We start from the raw sequence: 26,320 nt of genomic DNA, 5'->3' as shown, positions 1-26,320 counted from the left end.
CCGCAATCGCCGCACAGTCTATGGTCTTCAGAAAACGAGTGGTCACCCGGCCAGAGGGATCAGTGCGGGCGGCCCATCGACCCGGGGCGCCGCGTGCCGGACATCATGTCGAACACACGCTCCGCAAGCGTACTGGAGGCTTTGCCATTCACCTGCTGTTCCACGACGGGCAGAGCCTGCCCGATGCGGCGACGCGACAGGACGAAATCGGTCGCAACTGACAGGATGGCCCAGTCATCAACACGGCCCACCGGAAAGCGAAGAACGAAATGATCAAATCGCGCCTCTCCGAGGACTTGCCACGACTGGCTGCGCTGCGCGCCCTCGGGAACGGCTCGCGAAGCGTCGAAGGTGAACTGGCTTGGCGGGACGGCCTCCGTGATCGCAGATTTCAGTGCAGGCAACGCGACGCCAAGCCCTGTCAGAATGCGGGACAGGGTGGCGGCCTCGGCTGTTCTGTCTCGCTGACCAAACCCGTCAAGACGCAAGCATTGTAAACCGGGTGCGATCTTCAGTTTCTTGGGTCCCACCGGGCGCGACCAGCTTTGGGACGTATGATCCCATGACGCCAGAAGAGCACGGCCAGGCACCATTTTTTTGGCCCATCTTTCAGAAAACACCGGGAAATCATCGAATTGCTCGAACGATATCCCGTGGAAGTCCACTTCCCCAATGCGAAATTCAACACGCACGCCGCACACCCCTTGCACAATAATTCCACGATCCTGCCGCATTCGCTGATCGCATGCAATTGCGTTGCAGGCTTCCCGCAGAGAAAACTACTGGCCATCGGCAGAACCGACGATAGGGTGAGCGCTCAGCCAGTGGCCGTACAGACAACAGGTTCCCTATGAAAGACGATCCCAAGCACCATGGTCCGTTCCGGGACGCGCATCAGGATATTGAGACCGCCGACAGCATCCCTGACACGCCTCAAACCAGGGCACCCGCCTATCGCCTCGCGTTTGACGATCCGGACTTTCTGTGCCGCGAGGAACTGCGCCCGGTACGCCTGCAACTGGAACTGCTCAAGCCTCAACTGATCCTTGACGAACGCGGTGTGGAAAGCACCGTCGTGATGTTCGGCGGCGCGCGCATTCCATCCCCCGCGACCCGGGACACCGCACGCACGCAGACCCTCAACGAACTTGCAGATTACTACGAAGAGGCGCGCAAGTTCGCGTATGCGATCACGGAGAAAAGCCTAGAGAGCTACGGGCGTGAAGATGTGATCGTCACCGGCGGTGGCCCCGGCGTCATGGAGGCCGGCAACCTGGGCGCTCAGGAAGCTGGCGGGCAGTCCATCGGTCTGAGCATCGTGTTGCCCCACGAACAGGCGCCGAACGCGTATGTCACGCCGGACCTGTGCTTCAACTTCCACTATTTCGCGATCCGCAAGATGCACTTCCTGATGCGCGCCAAGGCGATCTCTGTCTTTCCGGGCGGGTTCGGCACGCTGGATGAACTATTTGAAGCGCTGACCTTGATCCAGACAGGCCGCATGGAACAAATCCCCATTCTGCTGTTCGGCACGAAGTTCTGGAAAGAAATCATCAACTGGGACGCCTTGGCCGATGCCGGCACGATCTCCGCCGAGGATTTACAGCTGTTTCGTTTCGTCGATACCGCTGAAGACGCCGTGGAGATCATCGAGACATGGGAGCCACTACCTCCCCGCGATGCGCTACCAGGCCGCTGACCCCATCTAGAGGCCGGTTTCAGCCGCGATCTGCGCGCGGGATTTGCGCGCACGCTCGGTCGCGGATTTGAGCTGACCGCAGGCTGCCATAATGTCTTCGCCACGCGGGGTTCGGATCGGGGAGGCATAGCCCGCCTTGTATATGATGTCCGCAAACCGCCGGATGCGATTGTTGCTGGAGCGTTGGTAGGGGGCACCAGGCCATTCATTGAAAGGGATAAGGTTGATCTTGGCCGGTATCCCTTTGATCAGTTCGATCAGACGCCGCGCATCCTCGTCACTGTCGTTCACATCCTTCAGCATCACGTATTCAAAAGTGATCCGCTCGGAATTCGAGACCTTTGGATACTCGCGCAAGGCATCCAGCAGTTCCTGAATGTTCCACCGTTTGTTGATCGGCACGAGTGTGTCGCGCACGGCATCCGTCGTGGCATGAAAACTGACGGCAAGCTGACAGCCGATCTCTTCGGCGGTGCGGGCAATCTCAGGCACGACACCGGATGTCGACAGCGTGATGCGACGGCGCGACAGGCTGATGCCCTCGGGATCCATCGCGATCTTCATCGCGTCCCGCACGTTCTCGAAGTTATATAGCGGCTCGCCCATGCCCATCAGAACGATGTTCGACAAGAGCCGCGTTTCGTCCTTGGGGTTGCGACCGGGTTCGGGCCATTCGCCCAGATCGTCTCGCGCGATCATTACCTGACCAATGATTTCCGAGGCTGTCAGGTTGCGCACGAGCTTCTGGGTGCCCGTGTGGCAGAATGAACAGGTAAGCGTACAGCCAACCTGGCTCGATACACACAAGGTGCCCCGGTCGTCTTCGGGAATGTAGACAACCTCGACCTCGTGGCCGCCAGCGATCCGCACGAGGTACTTGCGCGTGCCATCCTCGGAGACCTTGCGCACAACGACCTCTGGCACCCGGATCTCGAAGTTCTCCGCAAGCAAGGCCCTGTAAGGCTTGGCGAGGTTGGTCATCTGAGAAAAGTCGCGCACGCCCTTCGCGTAGATCCACTGCCAAACCTGAGTCTCGCGCATCTTGGCCTGTTTCTCAGGCGTACCGGCGTCGATCAACGCGGCCCGCAAGTCAGGACGCGTCAATCCGACAAGATTGCGCTTTGCCTCCGCCGCGGCTTTGCGGGGGATGGTCAACACGTCCTGCGTGATCGGCGCGGTGGGCGCTGGGTTGGTCATGACTGACTCCGAACGGGAAACACCGCGGTCATATAGAGTGCGCAACCCGCTCTGGGAAGAGGCGTCAGTCCTCCGCGTGCGCCAACGCCGTTGCGATATCGGGCACCAGAGCATCAACAAGGAAGCTGTTGCTTTTCCCCGCAAGGAGATGCGCCGCGTTTCCACCGACCAGAACCTTGCATCTGAACGGCAGGGCCCTGAGCTTCAGGATGGTCTTGTGAACAACGGACACGTCCCGTCGCGATCCGACTGTCAGACCAACGACCCAGGGGCGCGTCGTCTTTACCGACTGCACGACCCTGTCAGGTGCCTCGTTCAGATGCAAATCAACGTCCCAACCGGTCTCTCGAAACGCCTGGGCCGCTAGCGACAGTCCGAGACCATGGCTCTGGTTCATGAGGGTTGCAAAAAGCGCGCGGCCTTTCGAGACGGCGGTCGAGCAGATCGCGCGCGTCGACGCGAAGGACCGGCCGAGGCCTTTCACCCGCGCAACCGCCACCGACATATCGACAAAGGACATTTGGTCCGCACTCCAGCGGTCCCCGAGGCGACCGAGCGTGTCGCGAAGAATCCGATCCGATAGTTCGGCTGTGCCCATGTCGCGCGGCACCACATCGCGCAGAAACTCTTCAGCCGCTCGCGCATCATCGGCGATAAGTAACGTCGCAAAGGCCTCCAGCACATAAGGGGGCACCGGCTGCCCCGGCACGACAGACGGCCGCGCTCCCTTGCACGCCTCATCCAAGGCAGACCGAATATCCGGGGCGACCTCCGGGTTGGGTTTGTGATCGAGATTATGCCCTTCGACATGCACAAGCTCATGGCGTTGCACCAGTCGGTCAGACCGGTGTCGCAGGGCAGCACGCTGCGGTGCCCAGCTGATTATCCGGCCTCCACGCCGTTCGTCAAAATTCCCAAGCCGCGTGAACATGTATTCAGGCTACAACAAAAACTGCACAGAGCCATGACCCAGATCAAATATGGCCGGACCCAGTGCCCTGCCCGTAAGTCCCCAAGATGCCGCAGGAGTTTTCCCGCTCTCGATCGCAAAGAGCGACGTCAGGATATCGCACTTGGCGGAAGACTGCCGGGACTGTACCGCTCCGAACGCCAGCGCGAATCGCGATGCGCCTTTGGTGAGGCGTCAGAACTCCTCTGGTTCTCGGATAGCAAAGTCTCGGACCCAGCCTTCATGTTGAAGCGTGATGCTCTCGATGGCTGTCAGCTCATCGCCTTCGGCATCCAACTCTGGCAGGGCCTGATACTCCGACACCCAAGCGCCAAATATGTTGTAGGCAATAGCAATCTGCCCCGCGAGATTCAGCAGTTCGATCCGCACGTCCTTGCGCATCTCCTTGAGAGAAATTGCGGTGTCACCGTCAAGACTGAAAACGAGGTTGGCCCATTCCTCGAACGCGTTGTCATGTGTGATGCCACGTTCCAAAGTAACAGGCTCGAAACTGGTACGGCCGGGTGACTTGATCTTGGCGCTCAGCGCCCCACCCGACCTTACCGGCACAACGCCCGTAGACCGGATCAGCGGGCTGACCCTGGAAACGCCGGGGATCACCATGTTGTCACACATCACGCGAAACTTGAAGGTCTTGTAGGGATGGCGACGGTGCGTGTTTACGGCAAACTGCGTCATTGAAAATCCTCCGTGAAATGCGGCGAACATAAAGTGGCCCTGCTCAAATGGATAGGGTGCAGCGCCAAGAGATTGAAAAAGGATGATGAGGCAAACCGCCGAATTTGTTTGCAATGAGATCGGCGCGCTGTTTCTCTCGACAGGTCACACGGCGTCGCACCGAGATCGACGCCTATTTTCGCACGGGGGGATTTCAACAGTGTCTTTGGCAAAACCGGATTTGATGCACAGTGCCACTTTCCTGAAACGCACCACTACAAGTGGGACGATCGTTCGGTCGAGTTTCAAGGCGCTCGATAAGGCATTGCGAAAGATGGACACGACGCTATTCGCGAACGATTCAACTAAGATCGCGCGCCTTCGCACGATCGTACAGGAATGCCACAACTGGAAAGTCGCCAAGGCCGCCAAGCTTAACCCCAACGATCTGGCAAATTTCTCGCAGAATACAGCGAACCGCGCGGCGGTTGTCACACAACTGAACGATCAGGCCATGCAACTGCTGCGCTACTACGTGTTCAAGAACCGCAAAGCCAATGCAATGCCGAATGTTCCCGGACCCGGCGGGCTCAGATCTCTGCAGGGAGGACACACGCAGGAGCGCGCGGTCTACGCGCACAACAAAGCCACCGGAAACAAGACAGCCAACTTTCCCGGCGGGAGCCTCGTGGAGGCGAACATGGCCGCGTATCGAAACAATGCCGCGGGCGCAGTGCAGGCTTTTGGGCCACCGCCGGCAAATGTGCAGGCGATCCTCGCGAACAATGCAAAGGATTTTGACAACCTCACACCCGGTGAATTCGACGTCCTGGCGAACCATTTCACAGGTCATGAACTGGCCGGGCAATTCCCTGTTCATTACGTCGACAAGACCGAACGCGTGAACAACAACATGCTGGTGGTCGTGAACAATCACCTGCGCAATTCCACCGGAGGGCCGTATACGACGCAAAACCTGGATATGTGGGCGCTCGACAAATACGGGAACCTGATGGTTGCGAACGCAAATGCAATGACCAACGGCAACCAATACAATCACTCAAGCTTGAATGCCGGACAAAACGTGATCTGCGCGGGCACCTGTGTGATCCAGAACGGGATCATCATGGAAATCGACAATCAAAGTGGTCATTACAAACCCACGCGGCTCAACCTGCAAACCGCGCTCAAAGTGCTGGTCAACGACGTCGGCGCCCCCTTCGCGGTGAATTGCATTGTGCGCGACTTCGCCCCGCCACAGCGTCGGTTCGTCAATTACCAGGCGTTTCTTCTGAACCTGAATGCCGCTGGAACCGCCAATTTTCCATAAGCCGCGCCACCATCGGCGCCGCAAGCTTTCGATCCACCATTTCGGTGATGTCCCTTCGTCGCGATCGGCGGGTGCGCATACGCGCGAAGACGTCGCGCCGCAATTCGCGCAATGGCTGGACCAAAGCCCCGCTTAAACCGTCAAAGCTTTTGGTGTAGATTTACCCTGATGCCTCGGTTGACGACGATACTTGGCCTTATTTGTCTCGCAAGCGCGGTTGTGCTGACACTGCGACCGGACCCTTGGGAAACCGCAGATACCAAGGCGGCGCGTGACGCGGATTTTTTCGCCAGCCTGAGCGCTCAACCCGACCGTGTCGGATGGCGATTGACAGAAGATGTTTCCCTTCAGCGCGTCATGCTGTGGGCTCCGGACGGCACTCGGCAATACCCGCCGCCGGAGGGGCTAACGCCCCAACTCTACGAATTCTCGGAGGCCGAGATCAGGGCCCTGACCAAAAAACAGACTGCGCTTGACGCGCCTTCATGGGAACCATTCGAAACAACTGGCGAGACGCTGCTGAACTGTCGACCAGCGCCAGCCGTTTGCCTGATCTATAACCGCGCGCTCCTCGAAGACGTCGTGGGGCTGAAACGGGATGCGCTATCCGACAGGACATCTGACCGCTGGAGCGGCCTTCTGGCAGGGTTGGCAGCCATGTTCGGAGGACTGGCGATCTGGCTGTCGCGGGGGTCGAGACGCAACACCCCAGACCTCACCCTCAATCCCGAGCGGCATAGCGCAACGCGCGGACTGCTTGAAATACCGCTCAGCGCAAGGGACATGAAGTTGCTTTGTCTGCTCCAAGACCGGGACGGAGCGGTCGTCACCAAGGACGAATTGTACGATGCCGGATGGGGCCGGGAGTTCACGCCGAACTCCCGCGCATTGGATCAGCACATCATAAACCTGCGGCGCAAGCTGGACCCGGACAAATCGCGTCCCGTCGTGATAGAGACCGTCCACGGCGTTGGCTACCGCATGGTGCGCTAGGCGCTATTTTGCGAACTTTTTGCAATTGGTTTGCATCAATCTCACACATCAGCATCTCAGTTCGGCTTCCATACCGGCACCATTGCCCGTTGGCCCGCTCTGAACGTCGAGCGGCGAGGTGGTTGGGAGAACGCATTCTGATACGAAGCGCTGGGGAGAGAAAGCTTGACCATGAAAAGACAAATACAGACCCTGATCTTTCTGGCCCTTGCAAGCGCGGCTCACGCTCAACCGCCAGCACCGGTCGAAGACGATCATGGTGTTCTGAACCCGCAAGACACCGGCGTTGCAATGCTCACGCGCATGATCGAAATGGGTGTCATCGATTCCGTGACCTGCTCGCTTGGGATCAACGCGACGAAGTATGACAACTTGGAGCTTGCCAGGAAACTGACCCGCCGCTGTGCCGAGGCGGGCTTCACCAAGGCGATGACCTGGATGAGCCAGATGGAAAACAACGCCATGGGCGGCGATTATAACCCGGATGCCTCCGCCGAATGGGACCGTCGCGCAGCGGAAGCCGGGGATCCGGTTGGGAAGTTCAACTATGGTCTGGACCTGATCCGCGGCCATGGTGTGGCCAAGGACGAAGCATTGGGACGAAGCTATGTTGATGAAGCTGCCGAAGACGGGCTGGAGATCGCAAAACGCTTGCAGGGGGCGGATTACGATCTGGACGAGGTGACACCGGACGCCGACAACTGGAAGTTCGCGCCGATGTTCTGATCAGCGCGAGTTCCTTGTGTAAGTCAGGCGTTGAAGCCGCCAGCGAGAGTTTTCTCACTCCGCCGCAGTTGACGCCGGCGCGGAGGTCGGCTTCTCCTCGGGCAGGATCAACGACAGGATGATCGCGGAGAGGCCCGCAAGCGTGATCGGAGTGGCCACAACCTGTTTGAGGAAGTTCGGCATGTGCTGGGTTGCATCCGGCACCAACGTCACGCCGAGGCCCAGTCCGAACGAAATCGCCATGATGTAGACCTTGCGGCGATCCATCTCCTGCGTGGCGAGGATGCGGATGCCAGCAACGGCGATTGTGCCAAAAAGGACCAGTGTCGCCCCGCCGAGAACCGGTTTCGGGATCAGCAGGAAAGCAGATCCGATGATCGGGAAAAAACCCATGATTACCAAAATGCCCGCAATATAGAGACCAACATGACGGCTTGCCACGCCGGTCATCTGGATCACGCCGTTGTTCTGCGAAAACGTCGTGTTGGGGAACGTGTTGAACAACGCGGCGATGCCCGAGTTGATACCGTCGCCCAGAATACCGCCCTTGATCCGTTTCATGTATGTTGGCCCTTCGACAGGTTGGCCAGCGATGATCGAGTTGGCGGTGAGGTCTCCGGATGTCTCGATCGCAGTGACGAGGTAGATGAATGCGATGGGAATGAAGAGGAAGAAGTCGAAGTCGAGACCATACTTCAGCGGCACCGGCACCGCGAAGGCGGGCGCGTTGCCAAAACTTGAGAAGTCCACCTTGCCGAGGATCGTGGCCAGCACGAAGCCCACCACAAGGCCGATCATGATAGCCGAGATACGCACCATCGGACTGCCATAGAATGTGAAGGTCAGAATGGTGACAACGACGACTGCCCCCATGAGCAGGTTGATGGGCAACCCAAGGTCGTCACCCGCCCCGACACCACCGGCGAAATCGGTGAACCCGACCTTCACGAGGCTTAGCCCGATCACCGTGATCACGATGCCGGTCACGGTCGGGGTGATGATCTTTCCAAGCTTGTCGACGAACTGGCTGAGCACGATCTCCACCAGGCAACCGGCAAGGCAAAGGCCGAAAAGCATCGCAAGAATATCCTCTGGCGTGCCACCAGCCCCCTTGACGGCAAAACCAGCGGCCAACAGCGCGCCAAGGAACGCAAAGCTTGTGCCTTGCAAGCTCAACAGGCCAGAGCCGACGGGACCGATGGTCTTGCATTGGATGAACGTCGAGACGCCAGAGACGAAGAACGCCATGGCGATCAGGTACGGGATCAGGTCGCCCAACCCCAACACGCCGCCGATGATCAGGCTGGGCGTGACGATCCCGACAATCGACGCGAGGATATGTTGCACGGCCGCCAAGGCACTCGGGCCCGGTGGCGGGACATCTTCGAGCCCGTAGATCAGCGTGTTTGCGGTTTGATCGGTCATTCTGTCCCTCGTCGATTTCTTTTGTTGCCGTACTCCCAACGGAACACGGGCCAGATGGCAATCCGGACCAACCGATGTTCCTCGCAAGCGGTCGCTGGACGCCACAAGACGGCAGGGTCCTGTCACACTGGCCCAGCAAGCTGCCTATTTCCTAAGCAGGTAAGGGCGTATCTGCCCAATGCAGCGGCCTGTACGTGACATTGGGATGACAGCCGAACCAAAGCATCTGCCAACAGACCAACTGCATTTCTGGTCCACACAGGCCGACGCCTTATGGAAGTGTTATTCGTGCAAATGCGGACAAACCGTGTTAGAAACGCCTATTACCTTGTTGCCTTTTTTCGAATTCCTTTTTGCTGACGAGATTTGACCAAATGACAGATGCCCGTTGAGAGCTCTTTCACTTTCATCAACAAGACCCATGCGCTCGATGACCTGCCGGACCTGCGCGATCAACGCTACATGCCGAACCTGTCGATCTTGCGTGGCAGCGTTTCGCTGGATCAGAGGCTTCTGAAGCCAGACGAGGCGACCGGTCTCCAAACCCCTGTCTTTGGTGTGCGCAACCAGGGTTTTGCGCCGAAATGTGTTGGATATGCGCTTGCTGCTCTCATCGACATTCAACGAAGTCTTCAGGCTCTCGGGCAGCCCGGACCCGCCGTGTCGCAGGAAAGCACAACACCGCAAACGGCTGACCAGGTAAAGGCCGCAGGCACCAGTGGCCTACCCGCGCTCGACATCGCCAGTGCTGACATGCTGTACCAAATGGCGTTCTTTCACGACCGGTATTCCGCAGAAGACTCCTTTCGTCGCGCCGATGGTATCCGGTCACTGAGATCAGCGATCAAGGGCTTCTACCATCACGGAGCCTGCCTCGACTGGCCGCACAGCGCGCCCCCAAACGACCCTGGTCGATGGCAGAGCACATCGTATTTCCATGCCAGCCCCGATAAGGACAGCATTTTTCCCTCGGTCGAACAGGCGAAGAAGGCACGCGAGATCGGTCTTGGCGCGTATTTTCGGCTGGAGTCTGTGCTGAACCACTATCACTCGGCCTTGAACGAAGCACAGGCGATCCTCGTGTCAGCCAATGTTCATGATGGATGGTACGATGCCACGCCGGAAAACGAGGGCGAGATCACCTGGCCCCCGAAAAGAACGAAAGAGGGGAGTCACGCCGTTGTTCTGACCGGATATGACGAGAAGGGATTTCACGTTCTGAACTCGTGGGGACCCGAGTGGGGCGGCTACAAGGGCCAGGCGGGGATTGGCCTGTGGCGATACAAGGATTGGGCCACCAACATCATCGACAGCTGGGTTCTGCGCCTTGGGGTCAAGGCCCCCGAAGCTTTTGGCGTCTCGACCGGCGAACAAGGGGTGAAGGGCACCCACGGCCCGATCCAGACGGGGTCCACCCCGTGTTTCGAACTGGTCGGGCACTACATGCATCTCGACGATGGATTCCATGTGTGTACAGGGTCCTACCCATCCATTGCCTCCGGTTGGGGGAAAACTTTCGACTACCTCGAAACCGAGTTCCGGACCCGGCCGCGGACCCCGGAGGCAAAGGCAAAGAAGTACCGTGGCATGCTGGTATGGCTTCCCGGAAGCTTCGAGGGCATCAAGGACACCTTTTCGGCAGCTGTTGCCCGCAAGAACGACATCAAGGAACTCGGCCTCTATCCCTACACGATCTTCTGGTGCAACAGCTTTGTGGAGAAGTCGCTCGAAGTGCTCAACGTTATTTTCGAGAGCTGCAAGGAGCAAGCCGGACCGGATGCAGAGCATCTGGATTCCCTGATCGAAAGCCGGGTGCAGGGGGTCGGACGCGCGTTCTGGCGAGAGATGGAATTGAGCGCGCAGCGTGCTGTCTGGGGGACCAACGATCTGCCCGAAGAGAGAGGTGCGGATGACGCCACCAACCGGCTTGCACCCGGATACATTGCCAAGTTCGTCGATGACCTCTGGCAACTCAAGACCAACAACGGCTGTGAGTTGCACGTGGTTGCCGAAGGCGCAGGCGCGCTCGTCCTGCACGAAATGATCGCCTACATCGAAGAAGAAGTCGGCATCAACCTGGCAGATGTCTTCGACACGCTACACTTGGTCCACCCTGCCATAGGACTGCCGCGCGCCAACCGCCGCTTGGTTCCGGTACTAAAGGCGATGAACGGCAAGTCGACCGGGCCGAACACGCGTATTCGCTGGTCCGAAACAGCCAGTGTCAAGCCACTCATCAAAACCAAACGCCCGTCCAGAGCGCGTGTTTACGTCCCTTGGAAGAAACTGGAAGAGTGCCTGCACTTCGGAGATTACGACAAGTCGCTGCTCCAGTTGGTCTCGCGCGCATTCGAAGATCGATACGATGCGCCGGACCCGGAAAACCCTGATAAGCCATGCCTTGGGCAGGCGCGCACATTTCTTGGCATGGCGGAGATTGCCGGCGACGAAACATTCGAGGCGAAGTCGGCGATCTACGTACTGAACCGGATCAAGGACCAGCCGCGAAGGGGTGGCCAGGTATCCCAAACGGCCCTGATCCGGGATCAGACCATTACGCAAAGTATTTTTGAAGCGATCCAGTCGATGCGTTGATCGTCCGGGTCTTTTTTTGTGGGAGGAATTGGACAATGGCAAAACTTACCGTCGAACAGCTGATGGCCAAGATGGCGGACCCGAGTGTCGAGGACACCGAGATCGCCGAGTATTTCATTTTGGATGAGGATGCGTCCGGAGCGTTCGCGCCAAGGCTCAAGATCAACCCGGCCACGGTGCAGGTCCCGCGTGGCAAAGATGCCGCACAACGCACAGCCGCTGCGATGAACTCGGCCAATTGGCTGGCACGGATGAGGCGCAGCGCCCGGTTCCGCAAGGCGCTCGAGAACGGGTATGACGGGCCGGTCATCGTGTCTGAAGGCGATAGCTGGTTTCAGTATCCGCTACTTTTGAAGGACACGATTGATCACCTGCTGGATGACTATGCGATCTTTTCCCTAGGCGCAGCCGGGGACTTGCTGAAACGCATGGCGGACAAGGCGGAGTATTTGGAAGCCCTACGCGAAACCGGGGCGGAGATTCTGCTTCTGTCCGGTGGCGGCAACGATCTGGTGGCAGGGGGTGCGCTGGCCTCTCACCTTGAGGAGTTCGACCCCTATTTGTCAGCAGAGGACTATTTGCTCCCATCGTTCCATGGGTTGCTCGATGATGCACTCAAGCACTACGCGCGTATCTGCCGAAGCGTGCACAACAGTTTTCCGCATGTCTCCATCCTCTGCCACGGCTACGACTACCCGGTGCCGAACAATGACCGCTGGCTGGGCAAGCCCATGGCCAGTCGAGGCATCCGGGACCGATCCCTGCAAAAGTCCATCGCGGTTGCCATGATGGATCACTTCAACCGGCGCCTGCGGCGGTTGGCAAAATCGATGCCGCATGTGACGTATATCGATTGCAGGGGCGTCGTAGGCGACGGGCGTTGGCACGATGGGCTGCATCCGACGAACGCCGGATACGGCGATGTTGCGGACAAGTTTGCCCAAGAAATCAGAACGATTGCCAACGAACCACGCAGCGGCCCCCCCTTGGTTATCGGGGGTCCCTTCGGCAGTGCAGCCACCCTGTCCAGGGCGCTCGCAGCCCCGCCCGTGATTGCTGGCGGCAGATCGAAAGCGTTGTCTCTGCACGTCGGCCTGAACACGGTCGACCCGGCGCATTATGACGGGTGGGATGGTCGGCTGGCAGCGTGCGAAGCCGATGCCGTCGCGATGGAAGCCCTTGCCGCTTCAGAGGGGTTCAGAACCACCCGGTTGCTGACAGAGGCCGCCACGCGTGACGCTGTCGTGGCAGAGATCAAGAAGGCGGCCGACGAACTGAACGGCGGGGATTTCTTCCTGTTGACCGTTTCAGGCCACGGCGGACGTATCCCGGACTTCAATCAAGACGAAGATCACGATGGCGACGAAAAGATGGATGAAACGCTCTGTCTGTTCGATTTCCAACTGGCCGATGACGAACTCTATATGCTCTGGTCGGAGTTTCGCGCGGGCGTACGCGTTTTGATGGTCCCGGATACCTGTCATTCTGGCTCGATGGTAAAGTTCGGACCGACCGCGCCCGCAACGCTCTTTGGCCAGCCCATGAACGTCGGGCCAAGCGTGCGTGCGATGCCGCTGCATGTGGAAGACCGAGTGTGGCGCGCAAACGAAGCAATCTATCGCCAGACCTCGAAATCCTTCAGTGCGCTGAAGGAAAGCGTGTTGATGAACCCGCTATCCACGCCAATCAAAGCATCCATCCTGAACCTCGGGGCATGCATGGACACGCAGTTCGCAATGGATGGCCCGCAGCACGGTGCCTTCACGGGAGCGCTACTGAAAGTGTGGGACGACGGACGCTTCAAGGGCGACTACCGGGATTTTCGCACTGCGATCGATGCCCAGATCGGCAGTCCCAGCCAGACGCCGCAATTGTTTGAACGGCTCCTGCGCGACCCGATGTTCGTCACGGATCGCCCCTTCACCGTGCAACCCGAAGGGAGGACACACACGAGCGCCAGTGGCCCGACACGGCCCTCGGCCTCCCCGACCGCAGCGACGCCCGAAGAAGAGGGGGACGAAGACGACCAGCCAAACGAGGCGCAGGTCGAGGCGTTGTTTGCGCTCAAGGAACGCGGAACGGCTTTGCGCGACGCAACGGCAGCGATGACCTGGCCGGACTACGCCGATTTCGATGCGTTCATCACGTCGTTGGGGCTGAAGCACTTCGACACAGACGAGTTCCTGATCCTGGGCGGGGCGCACAACACCTCGGGGGGCGCGTGTTTCGGCAAGAATACCTACCCACCCCGCGCGCTTTGGTCGAACATCGCCGCAACTGCGCGCGTGCTGGACCATTTGCGCGACCGGCTGGGGAAATCCATCGTAATTACAAATGCCTACCGCTCCCCCGCCTACAATGCCTGCATCCCGAAATCGTCCAAGAAGTCGCTCCATATGAAGTTTTCCGCCCTCGACTTCAGGGTCAGTGGCATGGCTGCTCCGGACGTGGCCGAGGTCTTGCGCTGGCTGCGCGACAAGGAGGGGCTCTTCAAAGGTGGGATCGGGCGCTACAACTCCTTTACCCATGTTGATACGCGCGATCACAACGCAACATGGCCTCCGGAATTCCGCGACAGCCCCTTGCCCAAGGAGCCGCCGCTTTTGCAAGCCGGTCCGAGGGATATGGCGGAACGGCTGGCGCTGCTGCAAGCGGTGGAACTCGCAGCGCCCCGCAGCAGACGAAGCACGCCGCAAGACCTGAGTGTTTTCGCCGGTGGTGTGACGAGGTCGGCGCGATCGTTCGATCCTTCGTCCGACCTGGCGGCGCGTCAACAGGACCTGTCCGCAGCGGTTAATGCGTCCAGTGTCATTTCATTCGTGGAGAACCTGACCCCCGGCCAGAAGGAAGATGTCCTGCTATCGACCCTGTTCGCGCAGCGGGCGGCCGATGCCAAGGCGCACCCCATTACCGAACGCGCAGCATGGTACGAAATATATATGCAAACCATGAGCTTACTGGGCTGGGTCCGGGAAGCGGCGCCGTTTACTGCAAGCCAGAAAATGACCGGGAACGGCAGGTTCGACAAAGTGATCCTGTCAACGCTGGCGCAAATCGCAACCGGCAACCAGTTCGAGATCCTCCGCAGCGCGATCGAAGCCCTGAGCGGATTGGCGGACGATGACGGCAAGATCGAGCTTTTCGATTTTGAAACGTCACACACGACCGGGGGCAACTTCCAGATCGGCAGCGCGGAGGCGTCAGGTGATGTAATCAACATTGCGCTCGGGGCCTTCAATTACACGCATACAGACAAGAAAAAGAACATCCTGTTCGTATCGTGGGGCACCAACGAACTGGACTACTGGTTGTCCGCCCAGAAGCTGTCGCTGAGCCCGTCGGTCTATGCCGCGGTGCGGGAACTGGTGCAAACCAAGCTCGCCGATAGTCGCAAATCACTGATCGCGGATATCGATCTGGGGTAGGCGCCCCCGGCGTTGCGCGAACCACCGGACCCTGGACCATGCAACGTGGTCCGGGGCTGGTTTTGTACGTTTTGTAGCAGGCCCTACAGGCCGGAATTACATTTTGTAGCAGATTTTTTTGGTCGGAGCGGAACGCTCCGCCGCCCAGTCGGACGCTACGGGATGTGAAAGCGCGGCACGGTGGAACGCTCGCAAGTATCCGGCAAGGTGCGCAAGGGATCGGTCAGGAAGGCCAGTACGAGGTCGGCCACGCACGGCTGATACGCGATCGCACCATGCCCGGCTTCGCCGATCAGAAAGGTCTGCGCGTTGGACAGCGTTTCGGAGGCCAGCGCAGGCCAGCCCGGCGCTGTTTGCGTATCCCACGTGCTGCCGACGGACAGGACCGGCACTGCGGAGGCCACCGGATCATGAAACCCCGGGCGCGGGGCCGGAGCAAACGCCTCGCAAGCGGCGAAAAACTCCTGCGCAAGATCGTCGTAGAGCGTTCCAACCTCCGGCCAGGGCAAGGCATCGGTGGTTTCCCGAAAGCCCGCATAGCTGTTGAACGGGATGCTTTCCTGACAGGCATATATCCACAGGTGCAAGTTCCCGCCGGCCGGTTCCAGCGTCTGGCTGACCTGCCGCGAGAGGGTGGAGAAAACAGCCGCCAGTTCGGCGGTGGACATGGCGTCGATCAGACCAAGGAGACGCGAGTGGCGGTCGCGTGGAAATGTGGCCTGCACGTAAGCGCGCAACGCGTCCGCGTCGGGCGGGCCTTCGCGCAGCCGCGCATAGGCCAGCAAGGCATCGCGGCGGCGATCCGCGTCCTCCAGCAGCTCTGTGGCCGAACGGACCATTTCGTCATCGAAGATCCGCGCAAGGGGGACGTCGGTCTCGTGGAGTCGCCGCCGCAGGGTGTCTATCGCCAGATCGAAATCCACGTCAGCCTGCACCAGCCCTTCGGCCATTCGGACCGCGTCATCCAACGCCGCGGCTTCCGTGTCCAAAAGGCCCTCGCGTGCGCGGTCCAGAGGCGCGGCAAGCTGCGGTTGCCCATCGGTCTGCATCACATGGTCCAGTAGCGGCGACGGGCTGTCGGGATCAGCCATCTCATGGATCATTGACGGAATGAAAGGTGTCAGGGTGCTTGGGGCCGCGTAGGTGCCATTGCGCGCAAGAAAGGGCGTCAAGACAAGTTCGACCGTAATCGGGTCGCCGTCCGCATCGAACAGCTCCCCTGCGGCGGCGCGGTCAAGTGTGTCCCGCAGGACCGCGCGAAAATCGGGGAAAGCGGCGTTGCAGGCGGCATCTGCCGCGCATTGTTGCAAGGTCAGCTCGATGACCTCGGATCCCGGCACGGCCAAGGTCTCGTAGAGCGGGACTTGCAGGGGCGCCACGCCATCGATGATCGCGGCGCGCACGGCATCTGGATGCGACCGAAGGACTTCCAGTGTCAGGCGCGTCCCATAGGAAATGCCGTGGATGTTGTAAGTCTCATATCCAAGCGCCGACATGAGTGCGGCGACGTCGTTGGCGTTTTCCGAGGTATTGTAGGCGGACAGGTCGGTACCTGCTGCCTCAATCTCGTTAACGCAGCGATGCAACAGATCGGACGGGCGGGTTTTGTCCCCCTCGGTCTCGGTCATCGAGAATGTCCCGTCCACCACGTCTGCGATCGACATGTCCAGCGCGGACCGGCAGGTCGTGGACTGTGCCGACAGGACGGACGCCCGCTGATCGAACGTATGATATCCCGTGTCCGCCGGAGGGGTTCGAAAATGTCTGCAAAAAGTTCGATCCGGGAGACGATGCCGCCGCCGGGGCCACCGTGAAGATGCAGGACCGGGTCCGGTTCGGGGTAGCTGGATTGCGCGCGCAACACCGTAAAGAACAGATCAATACGTCGTCCGTCGGGCTCGGCATGCTTTTCCGGCACGTTGACTGTGCCGCAGATGATTGTTTCGAGCTCTATCTCGGCGCGGCCAAGCGGGTCCGGACAATCGCGGACTGTCACTGGATAGCCAGCGGTCGGCCCCCCCTGAAGGTATGCGGCAAACTGGTCCGGGATATTCGGCTCCCCCGAGATACCGGCAATCAGTGCGAGAAGCGCTGCGAGTTCCAAAAGTATCTCCTTCGAAGACCGGCGCGCGCGGGTACATGCATGCATCTTCCGATCCCCCATGCAGCCAAGCTGCGCGTGACCGCGCTGTCAAGAACCACGGCACACCCGCGGGGCACGGTCACGTCGCCCGGCTCTGTCAGGGCTGTCGCAACGGGCTTTGACACTACCCATGCCCCCGGGGCTGGCAAACACGAATGCGCGACCAAAGGGCGTTTCCGCGCAGGCCGTGTTGGACATAAGTCCCTGACGTTGATAGGGTTTCGCGGATCAAACAATTTATGATGGCGATGTATAGATTTTGGTGCTTTCTCCTGGCGATTGCCGTGGTCTTCGTATCCTCCGCGGCAGATGCGCAGACGCGGCGCGCGCTGATCATCGGCAACGACACCTATCTGGAGATCCAGTCGCTCGAAAAAGCGCGCTCTGATGCGGCGGGATATGCCGAATTGTTCCGGCGCAAGGGGTTCGAGGTCACGCATGTCGAAGACCGCGATGCACGGGGCATGCGGCGGTCGCTGTCGGCGTTCTATGACACGATCATGGCCGGTGATATCGTGGCGTTCGTCTACGCCGGGCACGGATGGAGCGACGGTCGGGAGAATTACCTGATCCCGACGGACGTGCCCGCCTACGCCTCGCCCACGCTGATCGCGGCGGAAAGCTTCCCGCTGCGCAACGGGGTGAACGGGGTCGTGGACGAGATCAAGTCCAGGGGAGCGAGCCTGGCCATCGCGATCATCGACGCATGCCGCAACAACCCGTTCAAGCACGAGGACGGAAGCCGTTCGGTGGGCATGGAACGTGGGCTTGCGCTGGTGAAGGCCCCGAGGGGGACGTTCATCGCGTTCTCCGCAGGGGCGGGGCAGACGGCGCTCGACCGCCTGTCGGAGAATGACACGAGCCCGTACTCGGTGTTCTCACGCCACTTTATCGATGAGTTGGGCAAGGATCAGGACATCCAGACGGCCTTCAAGACTACGCAGCGGGCGGTGAACCAGTTGGCACAGTCCGTCGGGCATGGCCAACGCCCGGCCTACTATGACGAGGTGCTGGGGCGGGTCTGTCTGGCGGGGCCATGCCCGGACCAGATCGAGCAACCAACCCCGGCTGTGGCGCAGCCAATGACCGAGATCGCCTTCTGGGAAGCCATTCAAAACACCAATGATCCCAATGAGTTGCGCGCTTACCTGGAAACCTTTCCGCAGGGGTCGTTCCGGCGGCTGGCGGAAGTGCGACTGGCGGCGCTGACACCGCCGGCGGAGGTGGTGCCCGCACCGGTTCCACAGCCTGCGCCGGAGCCTGAGACGGAAGTGGCCGCGCTGCCGCCGGTGGACTTGCCGGTGCAACGCTTGCTGGACCCCGAACCGGTCGAGTTGAGCCGCGCAGAGGCGCGCGACCTGCAGGCGCGTCTGAACATTCTGGGGCATGACGCGGGCGTGGAGGATGGCCTAGTGGGCGCGCGCACCCGCGCTGCGGTGCTGGACTACCGGTCCCAAAACGGGCTTGGAGGCCTTGATTTAATTGATGAATTCCTCCTCGACTCTATCGCGCTGGCTGTGCCCGAAGCACAGGTGAGAGAGCACCGACGCAAGGCCGAAGCCGCAGCCGAGGCGCGTCGGGCGGCCGCTGCTGCCGCACGCCGGGCCGCGCAACCCAGCACCCCGCGGGCGCCGGCGCGCGCGCCTGCACAGGCCCCGGCGGCAGAACCGGCGCGTCCGGCGGACAATAGCGAAGGGTGCATGATTTCGAACTCAAACGTCCGGACGACCAACCCGTATTTCTGCAACTGACGGCTGGCCTGCGCGGCGCGGAAAAATTAACCCCGCCGCAAGGTTTGGGCGCGTTTTGTACGTTTTGTGGCAGTCCTGAGAGGGCCGTTTTAAATTTTTGTAGCAAAACTCTTGGGGGCTCAAAGGCGGGTCAGCCGCCCCTTGTTGCGGGTGATGTTCTTGTAATCCCACTGCACCTCCCGCGCCTCGGCGAGCCACGCGGTGAGGGCGTCTTGGTCGATCTGGGAGACATCCGTGTAGCGCACCTCGGCGGCCTTGAAACTGCCGGAGGGGGTCAGACCGGGGGTGGTGAAAGACTGCCCCGACCAGAAGAACAGCCGCACGCAGGTCTTGAGCTTGGAGTAGCCGACCACAGGGTTTTCGTTGAGAAAGGTAACGGGATTGGCATGCCACATCTTTGATACGCCCTCGGAAAGACCCGCATCAATCCGGTCCCGCAACACCTCGCATATCGCCCGGTCGGATGGGGACAGCGTGGCGTGGTAGGCGGGGATGGTTGTGGGTTTCATCCGGCAACACGGTAGAGCATTTCAGGAACTACGAGTTTAATGACCGGACAATGCCTGACAACTGAGCTTTGCCACCGGCCAACGTGTGGGTGCTGTATTGGACACTGCTCTGGAGGTGTGGAAAGAAATCCGCCCGCGTCCTTTTTCGACGGGGCGGATTACAAGCCTTGCATAGAACCAAATTCAGTCGTGCGTTACCCAATCCCACCGAGAGGTTCGCAAGCGTAAGGCCAATGCTTGGGAAGGCAGATCAAAAGGCAAAGAACCGTGGGGCTTCCCCCGCTTCCGTGAATGCAACGCCACCGGATTGGACATTGTAGTCATAGCAGGTCCGCTTCACTTCACCTGACCGGCGATTGAGGTTTTCGCACCATTGACCACCCTCAAGATCCCACGTGCCGCCAAACGAGACGTTTCCTGGTGCGGTACCCGTATACGTGCCGTCGGACGCAATTGAGAGCGTCACGCCTTCAGCATCTGTAATCGTTCTGTCCAGAACTGTTTCAAAAGGAGCAGAAGGCTGTGGCGTTTCGCATGCCGCTAACGCAGCAAGCATGCTGCAAGCGACCACCATTCGAACCTGTACTTTCATAACTATCTTTACCTCCGACATGAGCACATTTCGTGGATGGTATAATTGCCAACAGTTTAGGCCCGGGCTTCCCCCGGTCGGGGGATGTCCTTGTGCTGATGTCTCTGGTTTCTGTCCCTAGAGAATGGGAGGAGAGAGCTGAAACACCCTCCAGAGGAATTCAATTCGGTTCTTGCAACCACATTTCTGATAGATTGAACTCAGTTGCGTTTTTATGGTCTCCGGACTGCGATCCAAACGCTCCGAAATTGCCGAGTTTGACAGGCCTTTGACCAAGTATCCGGCCGCTCGCAACTCCGAAGGTGTAAGTTTGTACGCGCGCGCCAACGTCTCGAGTTCGATTTTGACCTCGCGCTTTGGGTCAATTAGCGTCACAAGCGCTCCGGTGAGCCCCTTTTCAATCTCCATATTGGCATCGCGAAGGGGGGCGATCAGTGCAATGATAGGCGTGTCATTGCTTGCCGTTGCAATAAGGACCCGCCTACCGGTATCAGAGTTCTCGCCAGCCGCTGTCTGACTAACGCTTCGGACCTTTTCACGGAATTCAGCACCTGTATCCGGGTTGCGAAATGCCAGATTTCCAGATCTGGTTATGGCTATTCCCTCGTCTGCTTCAGCAACCTCCTTGGCAGTTCTGTTCGAGAGGATGACATCACCGGTAGGCGAAAGCACCATTACTCCGGTCGCCACCTTGTCCAGAACAGACAGGACAGCTTGATACTTTCTCTGTAGCTCATGAGTGAAGCGATTTACTTCAATCGCTTTCACGAAATGAGGGACGAGTTCGGGAACAACGCTCTTGATACTACTCGGCAAACCAGCGTCCCTCTCGCGACCGTACATCAGTACGAGTCCACGCAACGAATTTGGATCATTCGAGAGATTCACAAGGGCACGACGATACACGCCAGCGCGCATATTTAAAATCATCTCGGGTCGCATTCGATGAACGTCGTCGAGGGTCCAAACATCAGTATCGTACAGCACCGTGCCAACATCGGTTGCGTGCGTGGTGCCCAAACCCTCCTGATCATATCCCGACCCTCGACCTTGGGCGACCATCTCGTTGTATTCATGTAAGACATCTGAGACTTTGGAAACGTAGGAATTCGTTTCTTCGAGTCTATATTTCAACTCTGATATTGATGGAAATTCATAGAGTATGATAGCGCGCGCATCGATTAGGCCAGCGAGACAATCCAAAGCGCCTTGCCAGTACTTACCATCAATAGCAGCGTCATAAATTGAAGTGACTGTTCGTGCGTACAAAATTTACCGATCCGTTATTCTCAGCCTTGCCACACAGCTGTACCGCCAAGTTGGCACACATCCTGATCGGTAAAAAAAGCGCCTCACGCGCATCTCGACCAACAAAGACCTAAGCGTCCAGTCTAGCGAATGAGTTTCGCGTGTCAAAAATGAGCGCTTCTCGAAGAACTGATGCTCATTGTCACTTAATCTCAGGGCCGAATGGCGGGGATGCTGAGGCCTTTTGAGCGAGCGAAAGGGGCTTGCGCCCTTGTAGTCTACCGCCCATCCACAACCCTGACCGCCTTCCCCTGTGACCTTGCCACCTGCCCGGTCTCGTGGAGCTTCACGGCAACGCTCAACCCGACATAATCCTTGATCCGGCCTTTCAGCTCCGCGGCCAGATGCACCAATCGCGCGTTGTCGGTGACGCCGGGGAGGGGTTCGACGTGGACGGTCATGGTGTCCATGCGGCCCTCTCGCGTGAGTTCGAGTTGGAAGTGGGGGGCGAGGCCCTCGGTCGCGATCAGTTGCTCCTCGATCTGGGTGGGGAAAACGTTGACGCCACGCAGGATGATCATGTCGTCGGAGCGGCCCGTGACCTTCTCCATCCGGCGCATCGATCGCGCGGTGCCGGGCAGGAGGCGGGTGAGGTCGCGGGTGCGGTAGCGGATGATCGGGAACGCCTCTTTCGTGAGCGACGTGAAGACCAGCTCGCCCAGTTCGCCCTCGGGCAGGACGGCGCCGGTGTCGGGGTCGATGATCTCGGGGTAGAAGTGGTCTTCCCAGATGTGCAGGCCGTCTTTGGTTTCGACGCATTCGTTGGCCACACCGGGGCCGATGACCTCGGACAGGCCGTAGATGTCGACCGCGTGCATGTCGAAGGCCTGCTCGATCTCGGCGCGCATGGCGTTGGTCCAGGGTTCAGCGCCGAAGATGCCGACCTTGAGCGGGCTTTGGCGGGGGTCGAGGCCCTGGGCGCGGTATTCGTCGAGGATGGAGAGCGCGTAGGACGGGGTGACCATGAGGGTCGTGGGGGCGAAATCCTCGATCAAGGTCACCTGGCGCGGGGTCATGCCGCCGGAGACCGGGACGACCGTGCAGCCGAGGCGTTCGGCGCCGTAATGCGCCCCGAGCCCGCCGGTGAAGAGGCCGTAGCCGTAGGCGATGTGGACGGTGTCGCCCGGGCGGGTGCCCGCGGCGCGCATGGAGCGGGCGACGACCTGCGACCAGGTGTCGATGTCGCGGGCGGTGTAGCCGACGACGGTGGGTTTGCCGGTGGTGCCCGAGGAGGCGTGGAGGCGTGCAATGCGGGATTGCGGGACGGCGAACATGCCGAACGGGTAGTTGTCGCGTAGGTGCTGTTTTTCGGTGAAGGGGAAGCGGGCGAGGTCCGAAAGGTCGGTCAGGTCGTCGGGGTGGACGCCGGCCGCGTCGAAGCCCACGCGGTAGTGGGCAACGTTGTCATAGGCGTGGCGCAGGGACCATTTGAGGCGGTCGAGCTGGAGCGCTTCGATTTCATCGCGGGAGGCGATCTCGATCGGATCGAGGCTGTCACGGGGGGGTGTGAGGTCGTCCATCTACCCCTCCGCCTCGTTGAAATGACGGCCCGAGACCTCGCGGGAAGCACCGCGAAACTCGGCGATCTTGGTTTGGCCATCCCAGACGCTGACATCGTAGAGGCCGGAGCGGCCCGTGCGCGAAATCTCTATCGCTTCGGCGCGCAGGGTGGTGCCGCGCAGGCCCGGGGCAAGGTAGGTGATCACGTTGTGCTGGGCGACGACGCGGCGGTTGTAGGAGTTGCAGGCCACCGCGAAGGCGGTGTCAGCGAGCGTGAAGACGAATCCGCCATGGCAGATGCCGTGGCCATTCAGAAGCCAGTCTTCCACCCGCATGGTCATCGCGGCAAACCCCGGGGCCACGTGTTCGAGCGTGATCCCGAGGCTGCGGCTGGCTGCGTCCTCCGCAAGCAGGGCGGCGGCGCTGGCTTCTGCTCTGTCCTGTGGTTTCATGGCCTCTCCCCAAGGTCGGGGGCAGCGTGGGACAGAGCGCCACGCGGGTCAAGCCGGTTGCATCGGGCGGCACCGGCCCCCTAGGCTGTGGCCCGAAGGGAAGGACATGCTGGATCTTGCGAGTTATCTGGAGGGGCAGTGGATTGGCCCGGGCGCAGCGGCCCGTCAGATCCGATCTGCGGTCACTGGCGTGGCCGTGGCCCGCGCAGGCGGCGCAGGCTGGGAGGCAGAAGCTGTGTTGCGCCACGCGCGCGAGGTGGGCGGCCCGGCCCTGCGCGCCATGGACTTCCACCAGCGCGCGCGGATGCTCAAGGCATTGGCGCAGTTTCTGGACGCCGAGAAAGAGACGCTCTATGCGCTAAACCCGTGGTCCGGCGCGACCCGCAAGGATGGCTGGATCGACATCGACGGCGGGATCGGGACGGTGTTTGTCTTTGCCTCCAAGGGGCGGCGGGAGATGCCGGAGGGGCATGTCTACCTCGACGGAGCCACGGAACAACTCAGTCGCAATGGCACGTTTCTGGGCCAGCACGTCGCGGTGCCGCTGCGGGGGGTGGCGGTGCAGATCAATGCGTTCAACTTCCCGGTCTGGGGGATGCTGGAAAAGCTGGCGCCTGCGATGCTGGCGGGTGTCCCGTGCATCGTGAAACCTGCCACCACCACGGCGTATCTGGCCGAAGCCGCAGTGCGGTTGATCCTGCGGTCGGGCCTGCTGCCGGAGGGGGCGCTGCAGCTGGTGCTGGGGGACACGGGCGACCTGCTGGACCGGCTGGGCCCACAGGACGTGGTGAGTTTTACCGGTTCTGCCGCGACGGCCGCGCTGCTGCGCGGGCAGGTCGGCGCAGGCGCGCGGTTTATTGCGGAGCAGGACAGTCTGAACGCGTCCGTTCTTGGGCCGGACGCGGGCCTGGGCAGCGCGGAGTTTGACCTGTTCATCAAGGAGGCCGCGCGGGAAATCACCACGAAAGCCGGTCAGAAATGCACCGCAACCCGGCGGCTGATCGTGCCCGAAGGGCTGCTGGGCCCGGTGGGCGAGGCGCTGAGCGCCAAGCTCGCCAAAGTGCGGATCGGCGACCCGGAGGTTGAGGGGGTGACGATGGGCGCGCTCGTCTCGGACGCGCAGCGGCGTGACGTGTTGGAGAAGGCCGCGTTGATCGGGTCCGAGGCGCGCGCGGTCCACGGCGATGCGACGGCGTTTGACTGCCTTGGTGCAGACCCGGAGGCCGGGGCGTTTGTGCCGCCCATGCTCTTTGCCTGCGATGATCCGGATGCCGCGCGCCATGTCCACGCGACGGAGGCGTTTGGCCCGGTCTCCACCCTGTTGCCCTATCGCGATCTACCCCATGCCTGCGCGCTGGCCAATCGCGGGGCCGGCTCGCTCGTGGCGTCGGTCTTCACCCATGACCGGGACGTGGCCGCCCATGTGGTGCAGGAGATCGGCGCATGGCACGGGCGGATCTACATCAACAACCGCGACAGCGCGGCGGAGGCGACGGGCCATGGGTCGCCGTTGCCGCACATGACCCATGGCGGACCGGGGCGCGCGGGCGGCGGCGAGGAGATGGGCGGCGTCCGTGGCGTGCTGCATTACATGCAGCGCGTGGCCGTGCAGGGCAGCCCAGAGATTCTGACCGGGGTCACGGGCCAATGGGTGCCCGGCGCGGTGGAACTGGACCCTCCGGCACATCCTTTCCAGCTGACCTTCACGGAGGTCGAGATCGGCCACACCCTGTGGACCGACCCGCGCGAGGTGACGCTTGCGGATATCGAGACCTTCGCCCATTTCACCGGCGATACGTTTTACGCGCACATGGACGAGGACGCCGCGCAGGCAAACCCGTTCTTTCCGGGCCGCGTGGCGCATGGATACTTGCTGCTGTCTTTTGCCGCCGGGCTGTTCGTGCAACCGGACCCGGGGCCGGTTCTGGCCAATACCGGGCTGAACGGGCTGAGTTTCCAGCAACCCGTCAGCCCCGGAGACCGCATCCGCGTGCGGCTGGTGGCGCGCCGCAAGACCCGCCGGACCGAGGAGTACGGTGAGGTGCGCTGGCACGTGACTCTGGTCAATCACAAGGACGCGGAGGTTGCGACCTACGAGCTTTTGACGATGGTAGCCTATGACCGACCGACCGGCTGAGCCCGACCCGCTTGCCCCACTGATCGCCACCCTGCACGAGGGCCGCCGACCGCGTGTCTGGTCGATGATCGTCACCGTGTTCGGGGATGCGATCGTGCCACGGGGCGGAGAGTTGCCCTTGGCACGCCTGCAGGTTCTGATGGCGCGTATCGGGGTGGAGGCGGGCACGACGCGCACCGCGTTGTCGCGGCTGGGACGCGATGGTTGGGTCACGCGGCGCAGGATCGGACGCGCGAGCCTGTATAACCTGTCGGACCGCGCCCTCGCTGAAACGCTGAAGGCGATGGACCGTATTTACGCCCCCCCTGAAACCTCTGACACCTGGGCGCTGCATCTTGGTGCGGCCCCGAACGGGCACGCACTGCAGATCGGGCCCGCCGCGTGGCTGGCGCCCGTGATGCAGGCCCCCTCGCCCCCTGCAACAACGGGCTATTTGCAGGACACGCCGTCCCGCCCCCTGCCCGACGCGATCCTGTCGCCGGAACATCGGCAGGCGCGTGATCTGCTGGTCAGGGATCTGGCCGTTTTGCCACCGGAACAGGCGGTCGACCTGACCCCGCTGGAGGCGATGGCCGCGCGCGTACTGCTGATGCATCGGTGGCGGCGCTATGCGCTGCGGTTTCCCCAGCCTCTGCCGGGAACCGACCCGCGCGCAGAGGTGGCGGCGGCCTATGCGGCCTTGTTTCCGGCGTCGGAGGCCTGGCTGGACAGTGCGGCGGACGGGTTGGACCCGATGGTGCCCTTCAAGACCGTTTCCCCGCCGCGGTTCGGACGGGTCTGAGGCGCAAACCGAACCCTGTCGACGCCCCCTGAATGGCAAGACGCCCCGCTGGTTGGAGCGAGGCGCCTTACAGTGAATAACCTCCCCCGAGGTGATGTGCTGGGTGGGGGCTATGAAAGAACACCGGCCC

21 protein-coding genes are annotated in these 26,320 nt (G+C 60.8%); 9 read left to right on the top strand and 12 right to left on the bottom strand.

The window, feature by feature from the left end:
* Positions 1-59: 59 nt before the first annotated feature.
* Positions 60-692, bottom strand: coding sequence for a hypothetical protein (locus ACP15N_RS14590; protein ID WP_425093053.1), 633 nt, complete (start codon positions 690-692; stop codon positions 60-62).
* A gap of 158 nt (positions 693-850) precedes the next feature.
* On the opposite strand from ACP15N_RS14590, the gene ACP15N_RS14585 reads away from it, so the two are divergent.
* Positions 851-1,699, top strand: coding sequence for an LOG family protein (locus tag ACP15N_RS14585; RefSeq protein ID WP_425093052.1), 849 nt, complete (start codon positions 851-853; stop codon positions 1,697-1,699).
* Positions 1,700-1,705: 6 nt separating this feature from the next.
* Here the strand turns inward: ACP15N_RS14585 and rlmN are convergent, their stop codons facing one another.
* From rlmN to ACP15N_RS14570, 3 genes are all read right to left on the bottom strand, one after another.
* A complete protein-coding gene (gene rlmN / locus ACP15N_RS14580; RefSeq protein ID WP_425093051.1) occupies positions 1,706-2,896 on the bottom strand; it encodes a 23S rRNA (adenine(2503)-C(2))-methyltransferase RlmN in 1,191 nt (396 codons plus the stop codon).
* A 64-nt stretch (positions 2,897-2,960) separates the two neighbouring features.
* A complete protein-coding gene (locus ACP15N_RS14575; protein ID WP_425093050.1) occupies positions 2,961-3,827 on the bottom strand; it encodes a cobalamin B12-binding domain-containing protein in 867 nt (288 codons plus the stop codon).
* A 213-nt stretch (positions 3,828-4,040) separates the two neighbouring features.
* On the bottom strand, positions 4,041-4,544 hold the full coding sequence (locus ACP15N_RS14570) for a phage tail protein (protein WP_425093049.1): 504 nt from the start codon (positions 4,542-4,544) through the stop codon (positions 4,041-4,043).
* A gap of 313 nt (positions 4,545-4,857) precedes the next feature.
* Between ACP15N_RS14570 and ACP15N_RS14565 the strand changes: the two genes are divergently transcribed.
* The 3 genes from ACP15N_RS14565 (at position 4,858) to ACP15N_RS14555 (ending at position 7,572) form a co-directional block, all read left to right on the top strand.
* Entirely contained in the window at positions 4,858-5,853 is a 996-nt protein-coding gene (locus ACP15N_RS14565) for a hypothetical protein (RefSeq protein WP_425093048.1), read from the top strand.
* A 219-nt stretch (positions 5,854-6,072) separates the two neighbouring features.
* On the top strand, positions 6,073-6,846 hold the full coding sequence (locus ACP15N_RS14560; protein WP_425093047.1) for a winged helix-turn-helix domain-containing protein: 774 nt from the start codon (positions 6,073-6,075) through the stop codon (positions 6,844-6,846).
* A 171-nt stretch (positions 6,847-7,017) separates the two neighbouring features.
* Positions 7,018-7,572 (top strand): tetratricopeptide repeat protein, encoded by a 555-nt coding sequence (locus ACP15N_RS14555; RefSeq protein WP_425093046.1) that lies wholly within the window; start codon positions 7,018-7,020, stop codon positions 7,570-7,572.
* A 54-nt stretch (positions 7,573-7,626) separates the two neighbouring features.
* Here the strand turns inward: ACP15N_RS14555 and ACP15N_RS14550 are convergent, their stop codons facing one another.
* Positions 7,627-8,997: a uracil-xanthine permease family protein gene (locus ACP15N_RS14550; RefSeq protein WP_425093045.1), complete on the bottom strand. Its 1,371-nt coding sequence runs from the start codon at positions 8,995-8,997 to the stop codon at positions 7,627-7,629.
* Positions 8,998-9,378: 381 nt separating this feature from the next.
* Between ACP15N_RS14550 and ACP15N_RS14545 the strand changes: the two genes are divergently transcribed.
* Both ACP15N_RS14545 and ACP15N_RS14540 read left to right on the top strand, forming a co-directional pair.
* Positions 9,379-11,592 carry a hypothetical protein gene (locus tag ACP15N_RS14545; RefSeq protein WP_425093044.1) on the top strand — a complete coding sequence of 738 codons (2,214 nt, stop codon included), beginning with the start codon at positions 9,379-9,381 and terminating at the stop codon, positions 11,590-11,592.
* A gap of 35 nt (positions 11,593-11,627) precedes the next feature.
* The gene (locus ACP15N_RS14540; protein ID WP_425093043.1) at positions 11,628-15,017 is read left to right on the top strand and encodes a D-Ala-D-Ala carboxypeptidase family metallohydrolase; all 3,390 of its coding nucleotides are present in this window, start codon (positions 11,628-11,630) and stop codon (positions 15,015-15,017) included.
* A 155-nt stretch (positions 15,018-15,172) separates the two neighbouring features.
* On the opposite strand, the gene ACP15N_RS14535 is transcribed toward ACP15N_RS14540, so the two are convergent.
* Positions 15,173-16,681 (bottom strand): alpha/beta hydrolase, encoded by a 1,509-nt coding sequence (locus ACP15N_RS14535; RefSeq protein WP_425093042.1) that lies wholly within the window; start codon positions 16,679-16,681, stop codon positions 15,173-15,175.
* Complete coding sequence (locus ACP15N_RS14530; protein ID WP_425093041.1) at positions 16,642-17,166, bottom strand: hypothetical protein; 525 nt, start codon at positions 17,164-17,166, stop codon at positions 16,642-16,644. Before ACP15N_RS14530 ends, ACP15N_RS14535 begins: the two co-directional genes overlap by 40 nt.
* Before the next feature lie 242 nt (positions 17,167-17,408).
* On the opposite strand from ACP15N_RS14530, the gene ACP15N_RS14525 reads away from it, so the two are divergent.
* Positions 17,409-18,911, top strand: coding sequence for a caspase family protein (locus ACP15N_RS14525; RefSeq protein ID WP_425093040.1), 1,503 nt, complete (start codon positions 17,409-17,411; stop codon positions 18,909-18,911).
* A 119-nt stretch (positions 18,912-19,030) separates the two neighbouring features.
* On the opposite strand, the gene ACP15N_RS14520 is transcribed toward ACP15N_RS14525, so the two are convergent.
* From ACP15N_RS14520 to paaI, 5 genes are all read right to left on the bottom strand, one after another.
* A complete protein-coding gene (locus tag ACP15N_RS14520; RefSeq protein WP_425093039.1) occupies positions 19,031-19,420 on the bottom strand; it encodes a DUF1801 domain-containing protein in 390 nt (129 codons plus the stop codon).
* A gap of 250 nt (positions 19,421-19,670) precedes the next feature.
* The gene (locus ACP15N_RS14515) at positions 19,671-20,012 is read right to left on the bottom strand and encodes a hypothetical protein (RefSeq protein WP_425093038.1); all 342 of its coding nucleotides are present in this window, start codon (positions 20,010-20,012) and stop codon (positions 19,671-19,673) included.
* A 117-nt stretch (positions 20,013-20,129) separates the two neighbouring features.
* Positions 20,130-21,281 (bottom strand): helix-turn-helix transcriptional regulator, encoded by a 1,152-nt coding sequence (locus tag ACP15N_RS14510; RefSeq protein ID WP_425093037.1) that lies wholly within the window; start codon positions 21,279-21,281, stop codon positions 20,130-20,132.
* Between the two features lie 257 nt (positions 21,282-21,538).
* Complete coding sequence (paaK, locus tag ACP15N_RS14505) at positions 21,539-22,840, bottom strand: phenylacetate--CoA ligase PaaK (protein ID WP_425093036.1); 1,302 nt, start codon at positions 22,838-22,840, stop codon at positions 21,539-21,541.
* The gene (gene paaI, locus ACP15N_RS14500) at positions 22,841-23,272 is read right to left on the bottom strand and encodes a hydroxyphenylacetyl-CoA thioesterase PaaI (protein WP_425093035.1); all 432 of its coding nucleotides are present in this window, start codon (positions 23,270-23,272) and stop codon (positions 22,841-22,843) included.
* 106 nt (positions 23,273-23,378) lie between these two features.
* On the opposite strand from paaI, the gene paaZ reads away from it, so the two are divergent.
* Together paaZ and ACP15N_RS14490 are read left to right on the top strand one after the other, a co-directional pair.
* The gene (gene paaZ, locus ACP15N_RS14495; RefSeq protein WP_425093034.1) at positions 23,379-25,409 is read left to right on the top strand and encodes a phenylacetic acid degradation bifunctional protein PaaZ; all 2,031 of its coding nucleotides are present in this window, start codon (positions 23,379-23,381) and stop codon (positions 25,407-25,409) included.
* Positions 25,390-26,190 carry a hypothetical protein gene (locus ACP15N_RS14490; RefSeq protein WP_425093033.1) on the top strand — a complete coding sequence of 267 codons (801 nt, stop codon included), beginning with the start codon at positions 25,390-25,392 and terminating at the stop codon, positions 26,188-26,190. Before paaZ ends, ACP15N_RS14490 begins: the two co-directional genes overlap by 20 nt.
* Positions 26,191-26,320 lie beyond the last annotated feature (130 nt).

Source organism: Tropicimonas sp. S265A, assembly GCF_049800835.1.
Classification (GTDB): Bacteria; Pseudomonadota; Alphaproteobacteria; order Rhodobacterales; family Rhodobacteraceae; genus Dinoroseobacter.
This window is presented reverse-complemented; position numbering and strand designations above follow the sequence as displayed.